We start from the raw sequence: 22,568 nt of genomic DNA on the forward strand, positions 1-22,568 counted from the left end.
GTTCTGCCACGTCAAGCAGTGGCGCGGGCTGGCCACCCGTTACGACAAGCTCGCGCTGACCTTCCGCGGCGGCGCCGTCCTGAAGGCGATCGTCACCTGGCTCCGCGCTTTAGGAGACACGCCCTAGTTCGCGATCTTCTCTGGTACTTCGACATGACCACGGGCCCGGACGGCGAGCGCGTCTCGTTTGACGACCGCATGGCCGAGGTGCGGGAGCGCTATCCCGCCGACCACTACGTGAGCCGCGCTCTCGACGGCAGCATGGCCGACCGCCGTGGTGCCGTGGACCGAGCCGAGTCGTGGCTGTCGTCCGTCGGCCTGGCCGGTCAGGTGTAGTACGGGTCCTGCCGACTGAACCCGTGCTCGATCCGCAGCCGGATCGACGGGTGCACGTCGATGCCGTCCAGCTCGGCCCGCTCGACCCACAGCACTTCCGATGACTCGTCGCTCGTCCTCGGCTCCCCGCCTACCGGCCGGGCGCGGAAGCAGATCGAGAACTCCTGCCGGACCTCGCCGTCGCTGTAGGCCATGACGTGGTCGGGGTTGCTGTAGATCCCGACCAGGCTGGTGACCTCGATGCGGATGCCGGTCTCTTCGTCGGTCTCGCGGACCGCGGTCTCGGTCATGGTCTCGCCGAGCTCGTGGCGTCCGCCGGGGAGCGCGTAGAGGTTGTTGTCGGTGCGGCGGATCATCAGCAGCCGGTCGCGCTCGTCGGTGACGAACGCGCTCACGGCGATGACGATGCTGGTCGCCGTCGGGGCGTCGGGGTCGTGGAAGTGGTCGGTCCGGGCCACGCGCCGGTCACCAACGCGCTGGGGTCGAGGTGCTCCACACGTCGACGAAACTACGCGCATAGGTGTCGAACAGGTCCCCGGCGCCGAGCTTGCGCAGGTGCAGTGCGGGGGCGTGGGCGCCGGGCACGCCGTAGACGTGGGTGTTGATGATGGCCTGGTCGTCGAACCGGAAGATCGAGTTGTAGAGCGTGGTCGTGTGGAAGCGGAACTCGATGCCCGGGGTGTCCAGTAGCGGCCGGTAGGCGGCGAGGCCGTAGCGGATCCTCGCGGCCAGGGTCCCGGTCCCGAGGCGTTCTTCCTGGCTGCGCAGCTCGACGGCGTCGCTGTCGGGGTCGCCGAAGTTGATCCGTACGGTCACTCCGGCGCCGGCCTTCTCGGCCACGGTGCGGATGAAGTCCGGGCGCTCGATGAGGAACTGGCCGGCGTGAACCAGGACGTCGATCCGGTCCGTCGCCGAGGCGAGCAGCTCGTCCCACAGCTCGGCCGGGACCGCGCCGCGGTGCGGATAGGCCGCGACGATCTCCGAGGCCGCGATCTTCGCCTGACGCTCCGGCGGCACCGCCGCGGGCCACAGGTAGGACTCGCTCTGCCCGACCAGCGCGGACAGCGCGGCCCGGTGCCGGGCGTACGGGGTGCGGCCCTGGGTTGCCCACCGCTCGACGGTCTTGGCGTCCACGCCGATCTGCTCAGCCGCCGTCGCGGGCGTGAGGCCGGCACTCATCAGCGCATCGCGCAGTCGCTCGTTCGCCATCGCCGTACCCCTCCGTGGACACGAGCTGGGACGTCTTGAGTCTAGCTGAGACGTCCTGAGATGTCCCTATGTGTGGTCGGGCCGTCCCGGTGATTTCCGGAGTCTTGGACCTGCCCCGCTACGAGGGCCATCCCGATTCAGTCCCTGGAGGACGGTCATGGCAACGATCAAGGTCGACACCACCGGCACCCGCTACACCGTGGGCGCGGCCCCGCGTCCGAAGAACGACATGGACGGGCGTCAGCGCACCGACCGGCAGACCGGGACGCCGCTGTTCACCACGCAGCTGGTCAAGGTCGACGCCGAGGGCGCGGAGATCCTGACCATCACGACCCCAGGTGCTCCGCAGGTGGAGCAGGGCGCGGAGGTTCGTCCGGTGGGGTTGATCGCGATTCCGTGGCAGCAGGGCCAGCGGGCCGGTGTGGCGTTCAAGGCCGATCGGATCGAGCCCGCGCACGCGCAGGCGTCCAAGGCCTCCTGACCGCTCGTCTGGTCGGTGGTGCGGGTCGGGGCGCTTCTTCCCCGGTGTCCCGCCCCGCGCACCGACGCCCGCCGTTCCCGTCTCTCGCGCCTGGAAGGTCGCTGATCATGGCTCGCGCTGCTGCTCCGTCTCGCTCGTTCGGTGTCGGGAAGTCCCGTGTGGACTCTTTCGAGATCATCTCCGCCCCGCCCCGTAACCCCGCCGTCCGCGTCCTGGCGCTGCTGCTGCGCCTGCGCGCGGAACTCACCGTCTCCGCAGTCCTGGTCACCGTCTGGGTATGGCTGGGCCCCGACCACGTCCGCGACACCGCAGGGCGCTGGGTCGCGGTGCCCGGCACCGGCTTCGACACCACGACGCGGGTCGTGCTGTTCGTCGCGGTCGGGCTGGTGCTCGCGGGGCTGCCGTGGACGCGGCGGTTCCTCTTCCACCGCGCCCAGGCCGTCCTGACCCGTCACCGGGTCCGCCAGACGCTCCTGGAATGCCGGGTCCTCAACTCCCGATCCCGCGCCTGCCCGCTCACCGTGTGGGCCCGTCCGACCCGGGTCGGGGAGGCGGTGTGGGTGGTGCTGCGTGCGGGGATCTCCCCGGCGGCGGTCGCCGAGCAGGTCGAGGAGCTGGCGTCGGCGTGCTTCGCCCGCGAGGCCCGCGTCGTCCCGTGGCCGGGGTTCACCACCGTGGTGCGGGTCGAGATCATCCGCCGGGACCCGCTGGCGCCGAACCTGATCCGCTCGGACCTGTTCCGCTACGCCTCCGGCGACATCCACGACCCGGGCTGGCCCACCCACGATGGCCCCGACTCGCCGGTCCCGACTCCGCGGCGTGAGCCGTCCCGCCCGGCGCTGCCCGCGGCCCCGCAGCCCGCGTTCGACGGACCGTCCAACAGTGGTCGGGGTGGGGACTGGTCGGACTATGTCTGAGCACCCGCCCACACAGCCCCTGCACCTGATCGCCGACGAGGAAGACGCGCCGGGTCGGCTGGTGCGCCCGCTGCTTCTCCTGCGCCGTTGGGCCGATGAGTACCGCGCCCACCGCCGCGAGCACCGCACCGACGAGGGTCCGTCGATCTGGGAGCCGATCCACCTCGGCACCGGCGAGGACGGGCGTCCGGTCCGGGTCCCGCTGATCTACCGCAACATGCTCCTGGCCGGGGAGCCCGGCGCGGGCAAGTCGGTGGGGCTGAACAACATCGTCGCCCACGCCGCGCTCGCCACGGACTGCCGCCTGTGGCTGTTCGACGGCAAGATCGTCGAACTCGGCCTCTGGCGGTCCTGCGCGGACCGGTTCGTCGCCAACAGCCTCGACGACGCCATCGGCGCCCTGCTGGACCTGCAGTCGGAGATGGATCAGCGCTACGCCGTCCTCGACGACGAGCGCCGCCGCAAGATCGCCCCCGCCGACGAGGTGGCTCCGATCGTGGTCGTGCTCGACGAGCTGGCGTACTTCTCCGCGACCGTCGGGACCAAGCGCGAGCAGGAAGCGTTCTCGGTCCTGGTCCGGGACCTGGTGGCCCGCGGCCGCGCGGCGGGGATCATCGTCGTCGCGGCTACGCAGCGTCCGTCGTCGGACATCATCCCGACGTCGCTGCGGGATCTGTTCGGGTATCGGTGGGCGTTCCGCTGCACTACCGACGCATCGTCGGACATCGTGCTCGGGCACGGCTGGGCGGCCCGCGGTCACTCCGCGGCGAGCGTGGCTCCGGAGACCAAGGGCATCGGGTTCCTGCTCGCCGAGGGTGGTGTCCCGCGTCGGATCAAGGCTGCGCATCTGTCCGACGAGCAGGTCTACGCCCTGGCCGACCGCGCCGCCATACGCCGCCTCGCTGCCGGGATCGCCGAGCACATCGGGGACCAGGACCTCGACGACGCCACCGGTGGTGCGGCATGACCGCCCGGCCGACGACCGCCGACCTGGTCCACGCAGGACTCCGCCGCGCGTCCGAGGCACGCCGTGCCGCTACCGCCCGCTACCAGCGGGGCGCGATGACTCCGGTGCAGTGGCGGTCCGCCCTCGCGCATTCCCACGCCCGTGAGGCCCGGTGGTGGGGCGTCCTTGCCCGCGTCGCCGTCCGGGACCACTCGATCCCGCAGATCTACATCTCGGCGGTCGCCGCCGCTCAGGACGCAGCGCTGACCGAGGCCGCCCACTGGGCCGACTCGGCCCGCGAGCACGCTCGCACCGCCGCTGCTCCGAGTCGGGTGGCGTGATGGGCACCGGCCACGGTTCGGCGACCGTCGACAGCCTCGCTGTCCGACGGCTCACGCGCCTGGCCGGAACCACCCCCGCCGCCGACCTCGTCGCCGCCGCCGGACGCCGGGAGGACTTCGCCGGGTGGCTGCGCCACGTCACTCCCGCCGCCGGATGCGCCCACCCCATCCGCCTGTCCGGGACCGTGTTCCGGGTCGAGGAAGCCACCGGCCGCATCACTTCCGAGCGCCACACCGCCGAGATGCCCGACGGGCTGATCTACACCGCCTGCGGCAACCGCCGCGCGAGCGTCTGCCCCTCGTGTGCCGAGACCTACCGCGCTGACACCTTCCAGCTCGTCACCGCCGGACTGGTCGGCGGCAAAGGCACCCCCGCCACCGTCGCCGCGCACCCGTGCGTGTTCCTGACCGTCACCGCACCGTCGTTCGGCCCGGTCCACGCCCACCGCACCGACCGCAAAGGCCGGCCTCTCCCGTGCCGCCCCCGCCGCGACGACACCACCTGCGAGCACGGGACCGGGCACGCCTGCTGGGAGCGCCACGCCGCCGACGACCCGCGCGTCGGGAAGCCGTTGTGTCTGGACTGCTACGACCACCCGCACCAGGCGGTGTGGAACCGTCGGCGAACTCTGGCGGCGCACGATGATCGCGGCCACCCGAAACCTCCGGCAGCTCGAGAAGCTCACCGGCGCCAAGCTCCGCCTGTCCTACACCAAGGTCGCGGAGTTCCAGGCCCGCGGCGCCGTGCACCTGCACGCCCTTGTCCGGCTCGACGGCCGCGACCCCGACCCTGCCCTGTCACACCTGACCCTGTCGCCCCCGCCCGGGATCTCCGCCGCCCAGGTCGCCCTGCTGCTCAGGGCAGCGGTCACCGAGACCTCGTTCACCACCGCCCCGCACCCCTACCGCCCCCAGGGCTGGCCGATCGCGTGGGGCGAACACGTCGACCCCCGCCCGGTCCGCCTCGCCGCCCGCGACCTCGACGACGCCGCAGAGATCACCACGACCGCCGTCGCCGCCTACCTCGCCAAGTACGCCACCAAAGCCACCGAGACCGCTGGCCACCTGTCTACCCGGCTGCGGCCGGACACGGTGCGCTCCTACACCGACCACACCACCCACACCGGCCGTCAGATCGACGCATGCTGGCGCCTCGGGCAACGCCCCGGTGGCTGGGACCCCGAGGAGTGGTCGACCTCGTGGGGGCGGCTGTGGCGGTGGGCGCACATGCTCGGATTCGCCGGCCACTTCTCCACCCGCTCCCGCCGCTACTCCACCACCCTCACCGCGCTCCGGCAGGCACGGCGGGACTGGCAACGCGACCACGCCAACCCCCGCCCCGCCGCCGACGACGTCGAGCGCCTCGACGACGGGGATGACACCACCGAGGTCGTCATCTCCGCCCTGCACTTCGCCGGCATTGGCTGGCACACCACCGCCGATGCCCTACTGGCCAACACCGCCGCAGCACAGGCCCGGGCCAGGAGGCGAGCCGCCCGCGAGGAACTGACCAGCACGGCCGGATGAGGAAGGAACGGAGATGCCAGACAACCACTCGGTCCTGCGGCTACCGGACCGGAGCGATGACGCGGTCTCGCTGCGCGACATCCCGGCGCCGCAGGTCTACACCGTGCGCCAGGTGGCCGGCCTGCTCGGGCTCAACCTGGGCATGACCTACGACCTGATCCGCAAGGGTGAGATCCCGGCCAAGCGGCTCGGTCGCCGCTGGCTGGTGCCGCGCGAGTCGTTCCACGCCTGGCTGCTCGACATGGCGTCGGCGTCGTGAGCATCCACGTCACACCGCAGGGGCAGTACCGGGCCAAGTGGCGCGACCCGTCCGGGCGGCAGCGCTCGAAGAACTTCGCGACCAAGCGCGAGGCGCGGGACTTCCTCGCGACGGTGCGGACGTCGGCGTCGAACGGCACCTACGTCGACCCCCAGGCCGGCCGTCAGCGCTTCGCCGAGCACGCCGAAGCATGGCTGGCGAGCAGGACCGGAGAGTCCACCACCCGGGCCCGGGACGCCTCGGTCATGCGCACCCACGTCCTTCCGCAGTGGGGCGACTGGCAGCTCGGCAAGATCGACCACCTGTCCGTGCAGAGCTGGGTGAGCGAGCTCGGCCGCCGCCGCTCCCCCGCGACGGTCGCCGAGGCGCTGCGGCTGACGTCCGGCGTTCTGCGCTCGGCGGTGCGGAACCGGCTGATCCCGTACAACCCGTGCGAGGACGTGACCCTCCCCCGCCGCCGCAAGCACGACCACGACGACCGAGTGATCACCCGTGACCAGCTCTCGGGCGATCTGCTCCCGGCCGTCCCGGCCCGGTACCGGATGCTGGTCGCCACGACGGCGTGGACGGGGCTGCGCTGGGGCGAGGCCGTCGGGTTGCAGAGCGACGCCCTGGATCTGGCCGGAGGGACGCTGCGGGTCATCCGCACGGTGGTCGAGGTCAGCGGGAACACCGACTACAAGCCGTACCCGAAGACCGGGGCCGGCCGCCGGACGGTGCCGCTCCCCCGCTGGCTCGTGCCGCAGCTGCGTGATCACGTCGCCCGCTACGGGCTCGGTGAGCGGGGTCTGGTGTTTGCCAACGCCGTCGGCAAGCCGCTGCGGCGCACGCTGTTCCGCTCGCGGATCTGGCGGCCGTCGCTGGTCCGGGCCGGGCTGCTCGGCTCGGTCGAACACACCGGCTCCCACGAGTTCACCGGCCGGTGGATCGACGACGAGGGACGCGCGAACACGCTGGTCCGCGAGACCTACGCGGCGGCGGTCAAGGCGGTGGCGAGCGCGGCGGGCACGGGACTGCGGTTCCACGACCTGCGCCACTCGTACGCGACCTGGCTCGTCGACGACGGCGTGCCGCCGAACATGGTGCAGCGGGTGATGGGCCACGAGAGCGTCACCACGACGCTGCAGCTCTACACGCGGCGGACCGAGAACCACGACCGCATCCTCGACGCCCTGGGCGGCTCGATGCTCGGCGCCGACGGCCCCGACGACGAGGACCCGGACGACGGCCCGGCCGCGGGAATGGCGGTGCTGCGGTGATCCGGGAATGTTCCCTGAATGTTCCCCGGGAACGACTGAGGCCCAACCCGAATTACTCGGATTGGGCCTCTGACCTGCGTGGGCGATACTGGGATCGAACCAGTGACCTCTTCGGTGTGAACGAAGCGCTCTCCCCCTGAGCTAATCGCCCTCAGCGGTGAAACCAACTCTACACAGCCCGTCCCACCGCCGTTCACGGGGGTCACCCGTGGATCACCGCGGGCCCGTGACCAGCTCCGATCCCGGAACGGGCACCGGCGGGGGTGGCGGCTGGATCAGCGGCAGCAGCGGCGAGCGCAGCCACTCCCAGTGGATCCCCACCCAGCCGCCGGCCGTCTCGAAGATCCCGAACAGCCACGCGCACACGGCGACCGTGCCGAGGATCAGCGTCATCACCAGCAGCTGCACCACGCGGTTCTGGCGGCCCATCCAAGCCACCCAGCCGTCGTAGCGGACACGGACCCAGTGCAGGAGCCGCTGCGCCCAGCCGAACTCGGCGGCGAGCACGCCCAGGCCGAGGAAGATGATTGCCCAGCCGGGACCCGGCGCGGGCAGCGCGATGATCCCGATGATCACGATCGCGGTGCCGAGGACGCCCATGGTGATGCGGTAGGTCAGGTCCAGCACCGGGTTGCGGGCCACGCGGGCCCGGAACACGCGGTAGCGGACCTTCGCCCTCCGGTACTTCTTGCGGATACCGGTGTACCGGCGCCCGGAGGTGGTCCTCCCGGACGCCGGCACACCGACGTCGTTCTTCTCCGTCGTACTCAGGTCTCCACCTGCCCGGCCGCGACTACCTTGGTCGGCGCGGGAGGAGCCTCCCTTCCGCGCTCGAGCGAGACGGCGTATGTCCCGTAGGTCCCGCTGTCGGGCGATTCTACGGACACCGGTCCCGACTGCCCCGCTCGTACGTCGAACGTGCCGACCGCGCGCGGAGTTCCGTCACCGTCGAGTCCCCACAGGACATAGGTCTGGTCCGCGGTCTCGTTGGGGCCCAGCCCCATCGGCATGACCTGGCGCTGTCCGTCCTTCACGACGACCGCGGCCACCATCGGCGCCCCCGGCTCCGCGGAGAGGAAGGCGTGCGGCGTCCCGGGCTGCGCGATGGCGGAGAGCACGTCGCGCAGCTCCTGGGCCTGCGCGAGGCTCGCGTCCCGCTCGTCCTGCAGCGACCGGATCTGCCCGAACGCCGCTCCCCCGCCGACGATCACCGCGAGTGCGACGGCCGCCGCGACCAGTACCCGTCCGGGGCGGCGCAGCCACCCGTTCCGGGCCGGACCGCGTCCGGCACCTCCCGACGGGCGTGTCGCGGGCCCGGTGGACGGCTCGGACCGCGACGGGCGGGCTCGCGCCCCCCCGTCGGGCGCGGCGCCGGTGGACGACGTCTCGTCGCGGAGGGCGTGCCGCGGCACCGGGCGGTCGGACTCGCGTCCGAGCTGCGGGGTCTGCCGGGCCTGTTCCATGATCGACTCACGCAGCGACGGCGGCGGCTCGACCTGCGGCACCGCGCCACCGAGGACGGTCGTCGTCCCGGCGACGTCCGCGGCGAGCCGTCGGCACTCGTCGCAGCTCTCGAGGTGCTGCACCACCTCGATCTCCTCGTCGGGCTCGAGGGCGTGCAGCGCCCACCCGACCGTCTGTTCGTTCATCGGACAGGGCCTCCCCTCGTTGCCGTTCACGACAGCCCTCCCGCCAGGTCTCCCCCGGCCTCCCCGAGCGCCGGGCCCAGCAGGTTCCGAAGCTTGGCCACCCCGGTGAACATGCGGGACTTCACGGTGCCCAGCGGCACCCCGGTCATCGCGGCCACCTCGCGTTGCGTGTAGCCGCCGTAGTACGCCAGCGCGAGGACCTTCCGCTGGTCCGCGGGCAGCTGACCGAGCGCGTCGCGTACCTGGCCGGCGACGAGTGCGCCGATGGCCCCCTCGTCGGCGCCCGGGCCGGGCGGGGCGTTCCACTCCTCGCCGTCGTCCGACGCCGGGACGGTGCGGCGCCGGATGGCGCTCTCCCGGCGGACGGCGTCGACCGACTTGTGGTGCACCAGGGTCAGCAGCCAGGTACCGAAGCGGCCCTTGGCCGGGTCGAAGCGCGACGGGTCGCGCCAGAAGGCCAGGAAGACCTCCTGCACGACGTCCTCGGCCAGCCCCTCGTCGGCACAGATACGTCGCGCGAGGGAGTAGGCCTGACGCCCGAAGCGGTCGTACAGCTCACCCAGTGCAGTCGAGTCGCCCGACACGATCCGTTGCACGAGTCGTGCGTCCCCCGCGTCGTCACGACGCGACGGATCACGGCGCGCGGCAGGCCCGGCGGCCCGCCCGTGCTCGGGGCGGTCCGGCGGATCGGCGATGCCTGCCACCAGCGTTGTCCTCACGATTGCTGTGTTCGGTGTCCGTACCCGTTCCGGTTCGAACTCCGACGAGAGTAGTCGTTCCCGGTCACACGGCTCACACGCCAGGACGGCGCGGAGCCCGTTCAGCCCTGTCGCCACACGCAGCGAGTTACACCGTTGTGACTCGATCGGGGGTCATCCCACGGTGATCCACGTTCTTGCGCATCGAACCCGTCACCCCGAGGCCTTCTGTCTCGTTCCCACACTGACGCCCCACGCAACGCCCCCACGAAAGAGGATCACCGATGCGCGACGAGTCCAAGACGATCCGGGCGACGGCCATGTTCGAGCTCATCGCTCCGGACGCGCCTGTCGTTCCCGTGAAGGTCGAGCTGTCCTACAGCAGCCGCGACCCCTACGCCGTGCAGGCCTCGTTCAAGACCGGTCACGACACCACGGTCGACTGGGTCTTCGCCCGCGACCTGCTCGGCGACGGACTGGTCGACTCCGCCGGCACCGGCGACGTCCGGGTGCAGCCGATGAGCGACGACCCGACCCGGATCGAGCTCGAGCTCACCTCCCCGTCGGGCCACGCCCTGTTCACCACCTCCGCGGCGACGCTGTCGGAGTTCCTGCAGGCGACCTACGACGCCGTGCCGGCCGCCGCCGAGTACTCCTGGCTCGACTTCGACGCCGCCCTCGCCGACCTGCTCGACACCACCGCCCGGGACTGACCCGACGTACCCCACCACCGGGCGGAGCCCGTCTCCGCACGTGAGAGGACATCCGGTGGTGGAGAGAGGGGGCGGTCGGACCCCCCTCGGGGCGGGTGCTAGTGTTCTCTCACCGCTCCGCGGACGGGCCTCACGGCCCGGGACGCGGTGCACGGTGCGGACGTAGCGCAGCTGGTAGCGCATCACCTTGCCAAGGTGAGGGTCGCGGGTTCGAGTCCCGTCGTCCGCTCGGAGACTTCTCTTCTCACGCGCGATTAGCTCAGCGGGAGAGCACTACCTTGACACGGTAGGGGTCACTGGTTCAATCCCAGTATCGCGCACCATTTCCCGGATCCCCGGGGCCGCACATCGGCCCCGGGGATTTCGCATTTCCGGGTACGGCGACGCGCACCGCCGACCACCCACGGCGCCCTCCCCCGGGCTCGTCCGGCGGTCGTGGCCCCGCTGACCTGGACGGACGATCACCGGGTACCCCCTCGACAGCGGCCACGGACGGTGCGCTACTGTTCTCCCAACGCACCGGGAACTTGCGGAAACGCTACGGGAACGGTGCGGCATGCGGACGTAGCGCAGCTGGTAGCGCATCACCTTGCCAAGGTGAGGGTCGCGGGTTCGAATCCCGTCGTCCGCTCTGCCGGGCCCCGACAGCAGGCCGGTTTCCGGCGGCGTGGCCGAGTGGCTTAGGCAAGGGCCTGCAAAGCCCTGTACGCGGGTTCGATTCCCGCCGCCGCCTCGCGCGATTAGCTCAGCGGGAGAGCACTACCTTGACACGGTAGGGGTCACTGGTTCAATCCCAGTATCGCGCACCATTTCCCGGATCCCCGGGGCCGGAAGTCCGGCCCCGGGGATTCTGCTTTCCGGGCCTCCCCTGCCGCGGCTCAGCGCACCTGTTCCACCGGGCGCACGAGCATCTCGTTGACCGCCGCGTGCCGCGGGCGGGTCACGATGTAGACGACGGCGTCGGCGATGTCGGCGGGCTCCAGCACCCCGCGCTCGCCCTTCGAGGTCGCGTCCGGGGCGTACTCCGCACCCGAGGTCGTCATCTCCGAGGCGACCAGGCCGGGCTCCACGAGGCCGACACGCACGTGGCGCTCGGCGTACTCCTGGCGCAGCGCCTCGCAGAACGCGCCGACCCCGTGCTTGGTGGCCGCGTAGACGTTGCTCTCCGGCGACGGGACCCGCCGCCCGGCCACAGAGCTGATCGTCACCACGTCGGCGACGCCGCGCGGCCCACCGGCCGCCGTCGCCAGGTGCGGCAGGGCCGCGTGCGTCGTCGACAGGACGCCCGTGAGGTTGACGTCGATCATCGTGCGCCAGTCCGCGACGTCGGACTCGGCCGCCGGACCCCAGGACCCGAAGCCGGCGTTGTTGACGAGGACGTCCAGCCCGCCGTGTTGCTCGACCACCGCCGCGACGGCGGCGTGCAGCGCGTCGTCGTCGGTGACGTCCACCGGGTGCACCGACGACCTCGGCAGCTCCGTCGCCAGCTCCTCGAGGCGCTCCCGGCGCCGGGCCAGCAGCGCCACCGTCGCCCCCTCGGCGGCCAGCGCCCGGGCGGTCGCCTCGCCGATACCGCTCGACGCGCCCGTCACGATCACCGTCGTCCCGTCCAACCGTCCGCTCATGACAGCGGGGTACCCGCGGATCCGGCGACGTAGTGATCATCGCCGGGGTGCGGCGCAGCTCCCGGGAACAGGTGCGTTATCGTGGGGTAGCACGCGCCGGAGACGGCGCGACTGCGGACGTAGCGCAGCTGGTAGCGCATCACCTTGCCAAGGTGAGGGTCGCGGGTTCGAATCCCGTCGTCCGCTCCACATCACCACGGTCGCCACCCGTTCCGATGCCGGGCGAACCCACCCTCCGAGTCGATCACCTGTCCGGTGATCCAGGCTGCCTCGTCGGTGCACAGCCACGCGATCAGCCGGGCCGGGTCGTCGGGCTCGCCGAACCGGCCGAACGGGAACATCGGGGCCATCGCACGGAACGCCTCCGCGCCGAGGTATCCGGTGTCGACCGGCCCCGGGTTCACCGTGTTGACCCGCAGCCGCCGGTCCGCGAGCTGGTCGGCCAGGGTCGGTGTGATGCCCGCGACAACCGCCTTCGCCGCGGCGTAGGCCACCTCGCCGGGCATGGGCCCGCGCGCCTGCCCCGAGGTGAGCAGGACGGCCGCACCGCCGGGACGGGTGTCGTCGTGCGCGTTCGCCCACGCCTGGACCAGCAGGATCGACGCGCGGGCGTCGACAGCCCAGTGCCGGTCCAGCTCCTCGGACAGCTCCCCCAGCGGACCGTCGGAGCCCGACAGGGCCTGGTTGGCGACGAGCAGGTCGACCGGTCCGCTGAGCTCGCGGGCGGCGTCGAGCAGACGCTGCGGCGCGACCGGGTCGGCGAGGTCGGCGTGCACCCCGGCGACCGGTGCCGTCGCGTGTCCCCGGACCTCCGCGAGAGCGGCGTCGACGTCGTCGGCGCCCCACTCCTGCGTCGCGTCGTGCGGGGCGAAGTGGTGCACGACGACGGCCGCGCCGTAGGCGGCGAGCCGGCAGGCGGTCGCGTGCCCGATCCCGCCACGCCGGCCGCCTCCGGTCACGAGCGCGGTCCGGCCGCGCAACGGCATCGGGTCCCGGCGCAGGGTGCTCACTCCCCGACCCTGCCCGACCGGGGCGCGCCGCGCGACGGAGTTGTCGCCCCGCGCCGACGTCACCGGCCGGCGGTCCGAGGAGGTGCTCCGCGTGCCTCAGCCGCGGGCGGCCTCCGGGGAGATCGCGCAGCGCAGCCGCGCAGGCAGTGCCTGCGGGTCGGGGGCGCCGCCGTCCTGCAGCCAGCGGGTCACCGCACGGACGTCGTCGGTGCTGCGGACCGGGCCGACCGCGACCACCGGCGATTCGGGACGAGTGCGGGCGGCGTCGCACGCCTGCACCAGCACCATCAGCCCGGGCCGCCGCACCGTGCAGACGCCCGGCCCGAGCCGGCACCCCGCGGTCACGAGCACCCCCTGGGCGCTGTCCTGCACCACCGCCCGCAGACCCTCGACCAGCACCTCGTCGACACCGGGCAGGGCCGCGACGGTGCCGTGCGCGTCCTCGTCGAACCCCGAGGGCGCGTGGGCGCAGGCCCCGCACCGGACCACCGTGAACCCGTCCACCGGCACCCCTTTCTGCAAACAGTAATCGTTATCGATTATCGTCGACGGTAACACCCGCGACGCAGGAGGAACACCGTGAAGCCCGGCATCCACCCCCCGTACGGCCCGGTCGTCTACCGCGACACGTCCACCGGCGACGAGTTCCTGACCCGGTCGACCGAGACCTCGCGCGAGACCGTCGAGTGGTCGGACGGGAACACCTATCCCCTGATCAAGGTGGACACGACCTCGGCGTCACACCCGTTCTGGACGGGTAACGCCCGGGTGCTCGACGCCGCGGGCCAGGTCGAGAAGTTCCGCCGCCGCTTCGGGGAGCGCACGCGCGGCTAGGGGCGTGTCTCCCCATCCCCCACCGTCGCTCCCGGCGCCCACGCCGCCGACGGCGGCGTCGCCGGACCGCCCGAATACGCCCGGTATGAGAGCGGCCCGGCTGCCTTGCCGGCGGCGACGTGGATCACCGGGCCCGGCGGCGCCGGATGGGGAGACACGCCCTGGGCCCGCGTAGCGTCGGGAGGCATGCGCCGCCGCCGTCGCGAACGGGTCCAGGTCGTCACCGACCTGACCGAGCCGCTGACGGTCGAGCACGGTCGTCGCATCCGGATCCGGCTCGTCGCGATGGTGGTGTGGATCGCGGGCTGGATCGTCGCCGGCGCCCTGTGGCGCGACGGCTGGCTGGCCACCGCGATCCTGCTGACCAGCGGCCCGGGGCTGTGGATCCTGTGGTGGCTGTTCGTCCCGCCCCGGGAGCGGGGACGGCGCGAACCGGTCGGGCGCCGGCCCCCTCGGGCACTGCCCGGACCGCGGGACCCGCGGGAGTGATCGGGTGGGCGGCCGCGGCGTTCCGCGACCACCCACCCCGGCATCCGGCGTCGTGGGCCGGAGGGTCATCCCGTCCTGCTGATCTCCACCATGTCCTCGCGCGGCACGACCTTCGTCCGCTCGCGGCCGCGCGCCTCGCCGAGGCCGCGCTCGTGCTTGTCGAGCGCGAGCCAGCCGGTCCAGGTGGTGTACGCCACGCCCCGGCGCTCCAGCAGCGCGTCGACCTCGGCCGGGTCGCGACGGGGCGCCCGGGGCAGCTGCGGCGCGTCGGCCAGCAGGCTCGCGACGGTCTCCGAGGCGCAGCCCTTGGTGTGCCCGATCAGCCCGACCGGGCCGCGCTTGATCCAGCCGACGGCGTAGACGCCGGGCATCTCCTGGCCGTCGATGTCGTGTACCCGTCCCTCGCGGTGCGGCAGCACGCCGTGCTCGTGGTCGAAGGGCAACCCGGCCAGGTGCGAGCCGGTGTAGCCGATCGCCCGGTAGACCGCACCGACCGGGAAGTCGGTGAACTCGCCGGTGTCGCGGACGTCGCCGTGGCCGGTGTACTCGGTGCGCTCGATCCGGATGCCCTCGACGTGGTCGGTGCCGAGGATCCGCTCGGGGCGCGAGAGGAAGTGCAGGTGCACCCGGCGCGGGTCGCCGCGCCGGTCCCGCAGCGCCCACCCCTGCAGGGTCCGCACCACCATCTCGACGTGCTTGGCCGAGCGGACCTCGGCCGCGGCGACGTCGTCGAACTCGACGTCGGCCGGGTCGACGACCACCTCGACGCCCGGCACGTGGTCCAGCTCGCGCAGCTCCATCGGACTGAACCGGGCGTGCGCGATCCCGCGGCGGGCGAACACGTGCACGTCCGTGGCCTGGTTGACCGCGAGCCCGGCGTGGACCGAGTCCGGGATCTCGGTGCCCGACAGCCCCTCGGCGGTGCTCGCCAGGATCCGGGCGACGTCCAGGGCCACGTTCCCGGCGCCGATCACCGCGACCGACGACGCGTCGAGCGTCCAGTCCCGGGGCACGTCGGGGTGGCCGTCGTACCACTGCACGAAGCGGGCGGCGCCGTGGCTGCCCGGAAGGTCGACGCCGGGGACGTCGAGATCCCGGTCCCGCTCGCAGCCGGTGGCCGCGATGACCGCGTCGTAGTGGTCGCGCAGGTCGGACAGGGTGATGTCGGTCCCGAAGTGGACGTTGCCGAACAGCCGCACGCCGGGGCGGTCCAGCACGCGGTGCAGGGCGTGCACGATCTGCTTGATCCGCGGGTGGTCCGGGGCGACGCCGTAGCGGACCAGCCCGAACGGGGCGGGCAGCTTCTCGAACAGGTCCACGGCGACGTCGGCATCGGACTTCAGCAGGGTGTCGGCGGCGTAGACGGCAGCCGGACCGGCGCCGATCACGGCGACGCGCAGCGCAGTCATCGTTCTCCTCGGGTGTCGACGGACCCCGAGGCTATAGCAAGGTAAGCCTTACCTAACTATGACGCAGGCAACACCGTGCGCGGCAACAGGTCCGGGAAGTGGCCACCGACCCGCTCGGAGTGGCGTCGCCACTCCCGCGGGTAACCCAGCGACACCTCGACGAACGGGACGCCGTCGACCGTGACCGTCCGCGGGATGTGCAGGTGGCCGTGCACGACCGCCCGCGCCCGGTAGCGACGGTGCCAGTCGGCCGTCGCCGTCGTGCCGCACCAGAGCGCGAACTCCGGGTACCAGAGGACATCGCAGGGCTCGCGGACCAGCGGCCAGTGGTTGACCAGCACCGTCGGCAGGTCCGGATCGAGCGCGTCCAGGCGGGTCGCCGTCGACGCCACCCGGGCCGCGGACCACTCGGCCCGCGTGGCGTACGGAGCCGGATGGAGCAGGTACTCGTCGGTGCAGACGACACCGGCGGCGTACGCCGCGGCCAGCCCCTCCTCCGAGGTCGTGGTGCCGGCGGGCAGGAACGAGTAGTCGTAGGGCACGAACAGCGACGCGATGACGGCCGGGCCACCCGGGCCGTCCCACACCGGCCACGCGTCCTCCGGGGTCAGCACCCCGACATCCCGGCAGCGGCGGACCAGCTCGTCGTAGCGGGCGACGCCGGCGAGCTGCTCGACCGCGTCGGCCCGGGCGTTCTTGGCGCGGGTCCAGAGCTCGTGGTTGCCCGGGGTCCACAGCACCTGCGCGAAACGCTCCCGCAGCACGGCGAGCGTCGCGACGACGCTCTCGATCCGCTCGTCGACGTCACCCGCGACGATCAGCCAGTCCCCCGGGTGTCCCGGGTGCAGCCCCGCGGCGATGTCGGCGTTCTCCGCGTGCCGCACGTGCAGGTCACTGACCGCGAGCAGGCGCGGCTCCCCGACGGCGGTCACCCGCCATTGGTACCCGGTGGGGTCCGGCCCACCGTCCGCCGGGGCCGGAAACGTACCTACCCGCGGTAACTTACTCCTGGTAGCTTCGGAACCGAGCTCGACGACGAGGCGGGGAGGCCGGGATGGCGGCATCGCGGGGAGTACGACGGTGGATCCGGTGGGTGCTGCGGCACGGGGCGATGCGGCGGGAGGTGACCCGCCAGGCGGCCAAGGGTGACCTGGGCGCGCACATGATCATCAACCCGGATGCGGTCCGGGACCCGTACCCGGCCTACGAGCAGATCCGTGGACAGGGCCGGATGGTGCGTTCTGCGCTGACCTGGACCACGGTCGACCACGAGATCACCACCGAGGTGCTGCGCAGCCCCGACTTCTGCGTCGGGTTGCGTATGCCGGAGAACGCGCCGGGCCTGCTGCGGGCGCTGCTCGCCGCAGGCGGGACCTGGCCGCTGGGGCCGGCCGAGCCGCCGTCGCTGCTGTCGATCGACCCGCCGGACCACAACCGGATCCGCAAGCTGGTCACCCGCTCGTTCAGCGCCAAGGCGATCTCCTCGCTGCGCGGGCGCACCGAACAGATCGCGGCGCAGCTGCTCGCGGACCTGGAGACCCGGGCCGGCGCCGACCGGCGCACCGACGTCATCTCCGGCTACGCCTCACTGCTGCCGGCCACCGTCATCACCGAGATGCTCGGCGCCCCGGTGGAGATGCGGGAGAAGTTCCTGGAGTGGGGCGAGGGCGGCGCCTACTCCCTCGACATGGGCCTGGACTACGCGACGTTCCACCGCTCCGAGCGCGACATCGACGCGCTCACCGACTGGATGGCCGGGCACTTCGAGCGGCTGCGCCGGGAGCCCAACGACTCCATCCTGTCCTCGCTGGTCGCCGCCTACGACGAGGAGGAGGGCCGGCTCACCCACGACGAGCTGCTGTCGCTGGCGATGCTGCTGCTCGCCGCCGGGTTCGAGACGACGGTCAACCTCATCGGCAACGGCACCCGCCTGCTGCTGACCCACCCCGACGAGCTCGCCCGGCTGCAGGCCGACCCGGCGCTGTGGCCGAACGCCGTCGACGAGGTCCTGCGCTACGACTCCCCCGTCCAGCGGACCGGGCGCGTCGCCGCACGCGACACCGAGGTGTGCGGGTTCCCGGTCAAGCGGGGCGCGCTGGTGCTCACCCACCTCGGGGGCGCGAACCGCGACCCGGACGTGTTCCCCGACCCCGCCCGGTTCGACGTCGGGCGCGCGGGCGCGGACCGGCACGTGGCGTTCAGCCAGGGGATCCACTACTGCCTGGGTGCGGCGCTGGCGAAGATGGAGGGCGAGGTCGGGCTGCGGGCGCTGTTCGAGAGCTACCCCGACCTGCGCGCCGACGGCCCGGCCGAGCTGCGCGGGACCCGGGTGCTGCGCGGCTACCGGACGCTGCCGGTCCGCCTGGGCGACGCCCGGGTCCCCGTCGACGCCTGAGCTCAGGCCCGGTGGGTGGCGCTGGTGACCGTCGTCGTCACCAGGCTGATGATCGACATCCCGATCACGAGGTGGATCACCGCGGTGGCGATGCGGACGGCCCAGGGCTGCTCGGTGAGGATCAGCGGGGACACCGCGGCCAGCGCGGTGAGCAGCCCGGCGATCCAGCCGAAGTAGGACATCGGGCTCGGCACCGCGACCAGCAGCAGGTGCGCGAGCCCGGTCGCCGCCAGCCCGGCGACCGCGGCCCAGATCGCCAGGCTCTGCGCCGCGGCCCAGCCGTCGAGCGGCTCGGAGACGGCCGGGGCGAGGTACGGGATCTGCAGCAGGACCTGCAGGATCAGCAGCCCCACAAGGGCGATCAACGCGGCGATCACCGCCGTCGCCACACCGCCGGCCCACAGCCGACCGGGGTTCACCCCGCTGCGGGGACGCGGCCGGGCGGTCTCCCGGCTCATCTCTCGGGTGCGGTCGTCGGCCTCGGACATCGTCGTACTCCCCCGGTCGCGGACGGGCCGTGCGCGGCGTCGGTGCGGCGCCGCGCGGCGGTGACCACCCGCGCCGGGTGATCACCTGTGGTGGGCAGCAGACTACGCCCCGCGACGACGCCCCGTCGGCCCGCGCCGCAATGCGGCGAGTGCGGCCTCCGCGTCGGCGACCACGCGCTCGCGACGGCGCTCCAGGGCCTCCCCGGACTCGGCGCCCGAGCCCATGTTGCCCTGGGCGTAGCGCGTCCAGACCCCGGTCCCGATGCAGGCACAACGCCAGTGCGCGAACGCCACCCAGTACGGCAGCTGGTCCAGCGCGTGCCCGGAGCGCTCGGCGTAGCGGGCGGCGACGAGGTCGCGGTCGGGCCAGCCGGGCGCCGCGGTCGGGCCGCTCGTGATCGCGGGCAGGGTGTCGCCCGGACACTCCCAGGACGCCAGCAGCCACCCCAGGTCGGCCAGCGGCTCCCCCAGGGCCGCGAGCTCCCAGTCGAAGACGCCGGTGATCCGGCCTCCGCGGAACGACAGGTTCCCCGGCCGGAAGTCGCCGTGGGCGATCCGCGGCCCGCCGGCCGGCTCCGGCGGCATCGCCTCGACCAGCGCGGCGTGCGCGGCGTCGAGCGCGGCGAGGTCGGTGAACGCGCCCGCATGCGCCTGCCGGTGCCAGCGGCGCAGCTGCCGTTCCAGGTAGCGGCCGGGCCGCGCCATGTCGCCGAGCCCCACCTCGGCCGGGTCGACGGCGTGCAGCGCCGCGAGCACCTCGGCGGTGTCCAGACCGCAGGCCCGCCGCTCCGGTTCCGGGACGGCCTCCCCCGCGGCGCGGTCCCCCGGGACCACGCCGTCCACCCAGCCCATCAGGTAGAAGCCGGCGCCCAGCACCGCGGGGTCCGAGCACAGGGCGACCGGCTCCGGCACCGGGACCGCGGTACCGGCCAGTGCGGTCAGGAAGCGCCACTCCCGGCCCATGTCGTGCGCGGTGGCGAGCACGCCCCCGGTCGGCGGGCGGCGCAGCGCGTACGGCGTGCCACGGGCGTCGGTGACCCGGAAGGTCAGGTTGGAGTGCCCGCCGGAGATGCGCTCCACGGCCACCGGGCCGTCGCCGAGCTCGACCCGCGGCACCTCGGCGGCCAGCCAGCGGGTCAGGGCGACCGGGTCCACCCCGTCGTGTGCGTCGGTCATCCCCCGATGCAACATGATCGCCCCCGCGCCGACCACCCCCGTTTCGGTCACGACGATTGCGGGCACCTCTCCCCTGATCATGACCGGTCGCGTCCGGCGCACCCCGGCGCCGTCGACGACGACCGGTGGGAGAGGAACCCGTGAGCGACCAGATCACCGTCACCCGCACCGTGTCCGCCACCCCGCAGCAGCTGTTCGCGCTGCTGTCGACCCCCACCCGGCACCAGGAGATCGACGGCGCCGGCATGCTGCGGGGCGTCGAGGGCTCGACGGAGATCAGCGGCGTCGGCGACGAGTTCGTGATGAACATGCACAACGGCGACCTCGGCGACTACCAGATGAAGAACACCGTCACGTCCTTCGAGCAGGACCGCGTGATCGGCTGGGCGCCGTCGATGCACCCGATCGACGCGAAGAAGGACACGATCGGCGACGTGCGCGCCGAGGGCCACACCTACACCTGGCACCTCGCGCCCGAGGGCGACGGCACGACGGTCACCCAGGTCTACGACTGGAGCGGTGTGCAGGACCCGGACTTCCGCGGCTTCTTCCCCATGCTCAGCGAGGACCAGCTCGCGGACTCGATCGAGAAGGCCGGACGGGCCGCCTCCTCCTGAGACCGTCCCCACCCGACGGCGCCGCACCGGTCACCGGGCGGCGTCGTCGTGCGTTCCGGGCACCGGCCGGGGCCGCGTCTAGGACAGCGGCAGGACGAGGCGGGCGAGCAGCCGCTCGGCCTCCGCGGCCGGGTCCGCGGTGAGTCCTGTGTGGACCGGGCCGGGGCACACGATGGTGCTGCGTGCGGTGGTGAGACGCCGGAAGCGGCGTCCGATGTCCTCCCCCGCGCCGGGCCCGCGGGCGGCCAGTGCGCCGGTGGCGTGCCGGTCCGAGCGCGGTGGCTCGGGCACCGCGGCCACCGCGGCCACGGTCGCCAGCAGCTCGTCGACGGCGTCGGCGTCGGCGGTCGGGTCGAGCGCGGCCAGCCGGGCGCGGTCGAGGTGGACCCGCACCGCGAGGACGTCGCGGGCCCGGCAGTGCAGGAGCACCCCGGCGTTCATCGACTCGCCGCGTTCCACCCGCGGCACGACCCGCAGCAGCGCGTACTCGTAGGCGACGAGGCCGCTCACCGGCCCTCACCGCCGCCGACGCCGCCGATCCGGAGCCACGGCGGACGGCGTGGGGCACGGTCGACCGGCCGCGGTCTGCCCGCCGCCACCGTCGCGGCGACGCCCGGCAGCCAGTCCCCGCGCGCCGCGACCCGGGCCGCGAGAGCCTGGACGTAGGCGGCGCGTACGGCGTCGGGCCCCCCGACGCCGTCGACGTCGGCGATCCACTCGTCGGGCACCAGCGCCAGCACCCCTTCGAGCAGGTCCGGGGTGACCAGCGGGGCCAGTGCGCCGTCCGCGGCGTCGAGGTCGGGACGGGCGCCGAGCAGCACGTGGTCGCCTGCGTCGAACGGGCGGTGGGCGAACCGCGGCGCGGCCGACCAGTCGTGGGCGAAGGTGAGCGTCGCTCCGTGGTCGATCAGGTAGGGCCTGCGGTGCCAGAGCAGCATGTTCGAGTTGCGCCAGGAGCGGTCGACGTTGCCGACGAGCGCGTCGAACCAGAGCACCCGACCGGCGAACCCGGGCCCGACGTCGAAGGCGACCGGGTCCAGATCGAGCGCCCCGGGCAGGAAGTCGACGGCCAGGTTGAGCCCGTCGGAGTTCCGGAGCAGCTCCTGGACCTCCTCGTCCGGCTCGGTGCGCCCGAGCGTCCCGTCGACGACGATGGTCGCGATCCGCGGGACGGGCAGACCCAGCGCGCGGGCGAGCTCCCCGGAGACGATCTCGTTGACCAGCACCGGGCGGCCCTGCCCGGCGCCGGTGAACTTGACCGCGTAGGTACCGAGGTCGTCGGCCTCCATCAGCCCGGGCAGCGACCCGCCCTCGCGCAGCGGGGTCACGTACCGGATCGCGGTCAGCCGGGGCAGCGCCCGCCCCTCGGTCGTCCGCTCGTGGCTCACCCGCGGAGATTAGCGCCGGGCACGGATGCGGCCCGCACCCCGTGGCGTCGGGGTGCGGGCCGTGGTCACGCTCGCGGGGTCCGGGAGGAGGGTCACCGGCCCGCCCGGCTCCGGGACGCGCGGGCGGACCGGGAGGTGCGGGTCAGACCGAGACGGTCTGGCGCGGGATCGCCTGGGTCTGCTCCATCCGGCGGGCCGCCTGACGCGACAGGAGCTCGTCGACGCTGAACCGGCCCGGGCCGGTGGACATGAGGATCAGCGTGGCGCAGATGATCGTGCCGACGAGCGCCCACCCGTTGTCGGCCATGAACAGGCCGTTCTTGCCGTGGACGAACCAGATCGCGCCGGCCATCACGAAGGTCATCATCGCGCCGGGCAGGACCATGCGGACACCGAGGGCGACCGAGAGCGAGAACACGAGCTCGACCACGATCGTGAACGAGGCCGCGCCGATGGCCAGGGGGATGCCGAACTTCGCGAACACGGCGGCGGTGTCGAACAGACCGGCGTCGATCTTCTTCCACGAGTGCATGACCATGATGTAGGCCAGCAGCAGGCGGGCGACGAGCAGCGCGACATCGCGCGGGGTTCCGGTCAGGGAGCGGTACACGGTTCCTCCAGGTACGAGATGATCACCGCGGGTGAGCTCGTCACCACGGACTGCACAAGACCCTAGAGGCACGAACGCGCTACGCCGCCCGGTTCAGCCACCCTGCGCGACGAGACGGCCGCAGGACGCGACGAGATGTACGCCACCGCGTGTCACCCGACCGGGGAGCACTGTGGCCGGTGGCCCACACGG

At 72.9% G+C, this 22,568-nt stretch carries 28 protein-coding genes, 7 tRNA genes and 1 pseudogene; 20 read left to right on the forward strand and 16 right to left on the reverse strand.

From position 1 onward, the window contains the following. Nucleotides 1-153: 153 nt before the first annotated feature. Nucleotides 154-336 (forward strand): hypothetical protein, encoded by a 183-nt coding sequence (locus NH602_RS06925; RefSeq protein ID WP_253067344.1) that lies wholly within the window; start codon nucleotides 154-156, stop codon nucleotides 334-336. Here the strand turns inward: NH602_RS06925 and NH602_RS06930 are convergent. After that, nucleotides 327-794 (reverse strand): NUDIX domain-containing protein, encoded by a 468-nt coding sequence (locus NH602_RS06930; RefSeq protein WP_253067345.1) that lies wholly within the window; start codon nucleotides 792-794, stop codon nucleotides 327-329. The genes NH602_RS06925 and NH602_RS06930 overlap by 10 nt on opposite strands. A 7-nt stretch (nucleotides 795-801) precedes the next feature. Further along, on the reverse strand, nucleotides 802-1,545 hold the full coding sequence (locus tag NH602_RS06935) for an XRE family transcriptional regulator (RefSeq protein ID WP_210027361.1): 744 nt from the start codon (nucleotides 1,543-1,545) through the stop codon (nucleotides 802-804). Between the two features lie 157 nt (nucleotides 1,546-1,702). Here NH602_RS06935 and NH602_RS06940 point away from each other — a divergent pair, with 157 nt between their 5' ends. The 8 genes and pseudogenes from NH602_RS06940 to NH602_RS06970 all read left to right on the forward strand — a co-directional run bounded on the left by NH602_RS06940 (nucleotide 1,703) and on the right by NH602_RS06970 (nucleotide 7,275). Then, nucleotides 1,703-2,026, forward strand: coding sequence for a hypothetical protein (locus NH602_RS06940; protein WP_010228114.1), 324 nt, complete (start codon nucleotides 1,703-1,705; stop codon nucleotides 2,024-2,026). 158 nt (nucleotides 2,027-2,184) lie between these two features. Continuing rightward, nucleotides 2,185-2,943 carry a hypothetical protein gene (locus NH602_RS06945; RefSeq protein WP_253067346.1) on the forward strand — a complete coding sequence of 253 codons (759 nt, stop codon included), beginning with the start codon at nucleotides 2,185-2,187 and terminating at the stop codon, nucleotides 2,941-2,943. Next, entirely contained in the window at nucleotides 2,936-3,910 is a 975-nt protein-coding gene (locus tag NH602_RS06950) for an FtsK/SpoIIIE domain-containing protein (RefSeq protein ID WP_253067347.1), read from the forward strand. The genes NH602_RS06945 and NH602_RS06950 overlap by 8 nt, the downstream gene beginning before the upstream one ends. Further along, nucleotides 3,907-4,230 (forward strand): hypothetical protein, encoded by a 324-nt coding sequence (locus NH602_RS06955; protein WP_253067348.1) that lies wholly within the window; start codon nucleotides 3,907-3,909, stop codon nucleotides 4,228-4,230. The genes NH602_RS06950 and NH602_RS06955 overlap by 4 nt, the downstream gene beginning before the upstream one ends. Further along, nucleotides 4,230-4,787, forward strand: a pseudogene (locus tag NH602_RS32175) (replication initiator); the annotation flags it as partial. The gene NH602_RS06955 and the pseudogene NH602_RS32175, both read left to right, overlap by 1 nt. Nucleotides 4,788-4,872: 85 nt before the next feature. Continuing rightward, nucleotides 4,873-5,757 (forward strand): replication initiator, encoded by an 885-nt coding sequence (locus NH602_RS32180; protein WP_253067349.1) that lies wholly within the window; start codon nucleotides 4,873-4,875, stop codon nucleotides 5,755-5,757. Nucleotides 5,758-5,770: 13 nt separating this feature from the next. Next, on the forward strand, nucleotides 5,771-6,016 hold the full coding sequence (locus NH602_RS06965) for a helix-turn-helix domain-containing protein (protein ID WP_253067350.1): 246 nt from the start codon (nucleotides 5,771-5,773) through the stop codon (nucleotides 6,014-6,016). Next, nucleotides 6,013-7,275, forward strand: coding sequence for a tyrosine-type recombinase/integrase (locus NH602_RS06970; protein WP_253067351.1), 1,263 nt, complete (start codon nucleotides 6,013-6,015; stop codon nucleotides 7,273-7,275). Before NH602_RS06965 ends, NH602_RS06970 begins: the two co-directional genes overlap by 4 nt. A 79-nt stretch (nucleotides 7,276-7,354) precedes the next feature. Here the strand turns inward: NH602_RS06970 and NH602_RS06975 are convergent. The 4 genes from NH602_RS06975 to NH602_RS06990 form a co-directional block, all read right to left on the reverse strand. Next, nucleotides 7,355-7,426 (reverse strand) — tRNA-Val (locus NH602_RS06975). A 62-nt stretch (nucleotides 7,427-7,488) separates the two neighbouring features. Continuing rightward, nucleotides 7,489-8,016 (reverse strand): TIGR02611 family protein, encoded by a 528-nt coding sequence (locus NH602_RS06980; RefSeq protein WP_100878026.1) that lies wholly within the window; start codon nucleotides 8,014-8,016, stop codon nucleotides 7,489-7,491. Nucleotides 8,017-8,042: 26 nt separating this feature from the next. After that, nucleotides 8,043-8,924 (reverse strand): anti-sigma factor, encoded by an 882-nt coding sequence (locus tag NH602_RS06985; protein WP_253067352.1) that lies wholly within the window; start codon nucleotides 8,922-8,924, stop codon nucleotides 8,043-8,045. Between the two features lie 26 nt (nucleotides 8,925-8,950). Continuing rightward, nucleotides 8,951-9,628, reverse strand: coding sequence for an RNA polymerase sigma factor (locus NH602_RS06990; RefSeq protein ID WP_179762442.1), 678 nt, complete (start codon nucleotides 9,626-9,628; stop codon nucleotides 8,951-8,953). A 278-nt stretch (nucleotides 9,629-9,906) separates the two neighbouring features. Here NH602_RS06990 and NH602_RS06995 point away from each other — a divergent pair, with 278 nt between their 5' ends. The 6 genes from NH602_RS06995 to NH602_RS07020 all read left to right on the forward strand — a co-directional run bounded on the left by NH602_RS06995 (nucleotide 9,907) and on the right by NH602_RS07020 (nucleotide 11,144). Next, nucleotides 9,907-10,335, forward strand: coding sequence for an SsgA family sporulation/cell division regulator (locus NH602_RS06995; RefSeq protein WP_073574127.1), 429 nt, complete (start codon nucleotides 9,907-9,909; stop codon nucleotides 10,333-10,335). A gap of 156 nt (nucleotides 10,336-10,491) precedes the next feature. Further along, nucleotides 10,492-10,564, forward strand: a tRNA-Gly gene (locus tag NH602_RS07000). 19 nt (nucleotides 10,565-10,583) lie between these two features. Continuing rightward, a tRNA-Val gene (locus tag NH602_RS07005) sits at nucleotides 10,584-10,658 on the forward strand. 235 nt (nucleotides 10,659-10,893) lie between these two features. Next, nucleotides 10,894-10,966, forward strand: a tRNA-Gly gene (locus NH602_RS07010). A 30-nt stretch (nucleotides 10,967-10,996) separates the two neighbouring features. Then, a tRNA-Cys gene (locus tag NH602_RS07015) sits at nucleotides 10,997-11,068 on the forward strand. Between the two features lies 1 nt (nucleotide 11,069). Beyond that, nucleotides 11,070-11,144: transfer RNA gene (locus tag NH602_RS07020), tRNA-Val, on the forward strand. A 69-nt stretch (nucleotides 11,145-11,213) separates the two neighbouring features. Here NH602_RS07020 and NH602_RS07025 read toward each other — a convergent pair. After that, nucleotides 11,214-11,960, reverse strand: a complete 747-nt coding sequence (locus tag NH602_RS07025; RefSeq protein WP_073574128.1) for an SDR family oxidoreductase — start codon at nucleotides 11,958-11,960, stop codon at nucleotides 11,214-11,216. A 113-nt stretch (nucleotides 11,961-12,073) separates the two neighbouring features. On the opposite strand from NH602_RS07025, the gene NH602_RS07030 reads away from it, so the two are divergent. Next, nucleotides 12,074-12,149 (forward strand) — tRNA-Gly (locus tag NH602_RS07030). 2 nt (nucleotides 12,150-12,151) lie between these two features. Here NH602_RS07030 and NH602_RS07035 read toward each other — a convergent pair. Next, nucleotides 12,152-12,970: an SDR family oxidoreductase gene (locus NH602_RS07035; RefSeq protein ID WP_253067353.1), complete on the reverse strand. Its 819-nt coding sequence runs from the start codon at nucleotides 12,968-12,970 to the stop codon at nucleotides 12,152-12,154. A 96-nt stretch (nucleotides 12,971-13,066) separates the two neighbouring features. Then, nucleotides 13,067-13,474 (reverse strand): hypothetical protein, encoded by a 408-nt coding sequence (locus NH602_RS07040; RefSeq protein WP_145983020.1) that lies wholly within the window; start codon nucleotides 13,472-13,474, stop codon nucleotides 13,067-13,069. Nucleotides 13,475-13,549: 75 nt separating this feature from the next. Between NH602_RS07040 and NH602_RS07045 the strand changes: the two genes are divergently transcribed. Then, nucleotides 13,550-13,804, forward strand: a complete 255-nt coding sequence (locus NH602_RS07045) for a type B 50S ribosomal protein L31 (protein WP_020624102.1) — start codon at nucleotides 13,550-13,552, stop codon at nucleotides 13,802-13,804. A gap of 186 nt (nucleotides 13,805-13,990) precedes the next feature. Further along, complete coding sequence (locus tag NH602_RS07050) at nucleotides 13,991-14,293, forward strand: hypothetical protein (protein ID WP_179762439.1); 303 nt, start codon at nucleotides 13,991-13,993, stop codon at nucleotides 14,291-14,293. Between the two features lie 65 nt (nucleotides 14,294-14,358). On the opposite strand, the gene NH602_RS07055 is transcribed toward NH602_RS07050, so the two are convergent. Further along, the gene (locus NH602_RS07055) at nucleotides 14,359-15,702 is read right to left on the reverse strand and encodes an FAD-dependent oxidoreductase (protein ID WP_253067354.1); all 1,344 of its coding nucleotides are present in this window, start codon (nucleotides 15,700-15,702) and stop codon (nucleotides 14,359-14,361) included. 56 nt (nucleotides 15,703-15,758) lie between these two features. Next, the gene (locus NH602_RS07060) at nucleotides 15,759-16,634 is read right to left on the reverse strand and encodes a metallophosphoesterase (protein WP_073574131.1); all 876 of its coding nucleotides are present in this window, start codon (nucleotides 16,632-16,634) and stop codon (nucleotides 15,759-15,761) included. A 161-nt stretch (nucleotides 16,635-16,795) separates the two neighbouring features. On the opposite strand from NH602_RS07060, the gene NH602_RS07065 reads away from it, so the two are divergent. After that, nucleotides 16,796-18,097 (forward strand): cytochrome P450, encoded by a 1,302-nt coding sequence (locus tag NH602_RS07065; protein ID WP_179763129.1) that lies wholly within the window; start codon nucleotides 16,796-16,798, stop codon nucleotides 18,095-18,097. A gap of 2 nt (nucleotides 18,098-18,099) precedes the next feature. Here NH602_RS07065 and NH602_RS07070 read toward each other — a convergent pair whose 3' ends face one another. After that, nucleotides 18,100-18,585 (reverse strand): DUF6069 family protein, encoded by a 486-nt coding sequence (locus tag NH602_RS07070; protein WP_083658059.1) that lies wholly within the window; start codon nucleotides 18,583-18,585, stop codon nucleotides 18,100-18,102. 102 nt (nucleotides 18,586-18,687) lie between these two features. Continuing rightward, nucleotides 18,688-19,761 (reverse strand): phosphotransferase family protein, encoded by a 1,074-nt coding sequence (locus NH602_RS07075; protein WP_179762437.1) that lies wholly within the window; start codon nucleotides 19,759-19,761, stop codon nucleotides 18,688-18,690. 140 nt (nucleotides 19,762-19,901) lie between these two features. Here NH602_RS07075 and NH602_RS07080 point away from each other — a divergent pair, with 140 nt between their 5' ends. Continuing rightward, nucleotides 19,902-20,378, forward strand: a complete 477-nt coding sequence (locus tag NH602_RS07080; RefSeq protein WP_157818251.1) for an SRPBCC family protein — start codon at nucleotides 19,902-19,904, stop codon at nucleotides 20,376-20,378. A gap of 78 nt (nucleotides 20,379-20,456) precedes the next feature. On the opposite strand, the gene NH602_RS07085 is transcribed toward NH602_RS07080, so the two are convergent. The 3 genes from NH602_RS07085 to NH602_RS07095 all read right to left on the reverse strand — a co-directional run bounded on the left by NH602_RS07085 (nucleotide 20,457) and on the right by NH602_RS07095 (nucleotide 22,376). Continuing rightward, entirely contained in the window at nucleotides 20,457-20,888 is a 432-nt protein-coding gene (locus NH602_RS07085) for a DUF3037 domain-containing protein (RefSeq protein WP_253067355.1), read from the reverse strand. Next, nucleotides 20,885-21,766: a HipA family kinase gene (locus tag NH602_RS07090; protein ID WP_073574135.1), complete on the reverse strand. Its 882-nt coding sequence runs from the start codon at nucleotides 21,764-21,766 to the stop codon at nucleotides 20,885-20,887. Before NH602_RS07090 ends, NH602_RS07085 begins: the two co-directional genes overlap by 4 nt. A gap of 142 nt (nucleotides 21,767-21,908) precedes the next feature. After that, a complete protein-coding gene (locus NH602_RS07095) occupies nucleotides 21,909-22,376 on the reverse strand; it encodes a DoxX family protein (protein ID WP_073574136.1) in 468 nt (155 codons plus the stop codon). Nucleotides 22,377-22,568 lie beyond the last annotated feature (192 nt).

This window comes from Pseudonocardia sp. McavD-2-B, assembly GCF_024124365.1.
GTDB classification, from domain to species: domain Bacteria; phylum Actinomycetota; class Actinomycetes; order Mycobacteriales; family Pseudonocardiaceae; genus Pseudonocardia; species Pseudonocardia alni.

Excerpts from the sequence above, each read along its gene's own strand:
- NH602_RS06925 (WP_253067344.1), top strand. The coding sequence starts at position 154 with ATGACCACGGGCCCGGACGGCGAGCGCGTCTCGTTTGACGACCGCATG.
- NH602_RS06935 (WP_210027361.1), bottom strand. The coding sequence starts at position 1,545 with ATGGCGAACGAGCGACTGCGCGATGCGCTGATGAGTGCCGGCCTCACG.
- NH602_RS06940 (WP_010228114.1), top strand. The coding sequence starts at position 1,703 with ATGGCAACGATCAAGGTCGACACCACCGGCACCCGCTACACCGTGGGC.
- NH602_RS06950 (WP_253067347.1), top strand. The coding sequence starts at position 2,936 with ATGTCTGAGCACCCGCCCACACAGCCCCTGCACCTGATCGCCGACGAG.
- NH602_RS06955 (WP_253067348.1), top strand. The coding sequence starts at position 3,907 with ATGACCGCCCGGCCGACGACCGCCGACCTGGTCCACGCAGGACTCCGC.
- NH602_RS32180 (WP_253067349.1), top strand. The coding sequence starts at position 4,873 with ATGATCGCGGCCACCCGAAACCTCCGGCAGCTCGAGAAGCTCACCGGC.
- NH602_RS06965 (WP_253067350.1), top strand. The coding sequence starts at position 5,771 with ATGCCAGACAACCACTCGGTCCTGCGGCTACCGGACCGGAGCGATGAC.
- NH602_RS06985 (WP_253067352.1), bottom strand. The coding sequence starts at position 8,924 with ATGAACGAACAGACGGTCGGGTGGGCGCTGCACGCCCTCGAGCCCGAC.
- NH602_RS06995 (WP_073574127.1), top strand. The coding sequence starts at position 9,907 with ATGCGCGACGAGTCCAAGACGATCCGGGCGACGGCCATGTTCGAGCTC.
- NH602_RS07025 (WP_073574128.1), bottom strand. The coding sequence starts at position 11,960 with ATGAGCGGACGGTTGGACGGGACGACGGTGATCGTGACGGGCGCGTCG.
- NH602_RS07050 (WP_179762439.1), top strand. The coding sequence starts at position 13,991 with ATGCGCCGCCGCCGTCGCGAACGGGTCCAGGTCGTCACCGACCTGACC.
- NH602_RS07055 (WP_253067354.1), bottom strand. The coding sequence starts at position 15,702 with ATGACTGCGCTGCGCGTCGCCGTGATCGGCGCCGGTCCGGCTGCCGTC.
- NH602_RS07070 (WP_083658059.1), bottom strand. The coding sequence starts at position 18,585 with ATGTCCGAGGCCGACGACCGCACCCGAGAGATGAGCCGGGAGACCGCC.
- NH602_RS07075 (WP_179762437.1), bottom strand. The coding sequence starts at position 19,761 with ATGACCGACGCACACGACGGGGTGGACCCGGTCGCCCTGACCCGCTGG.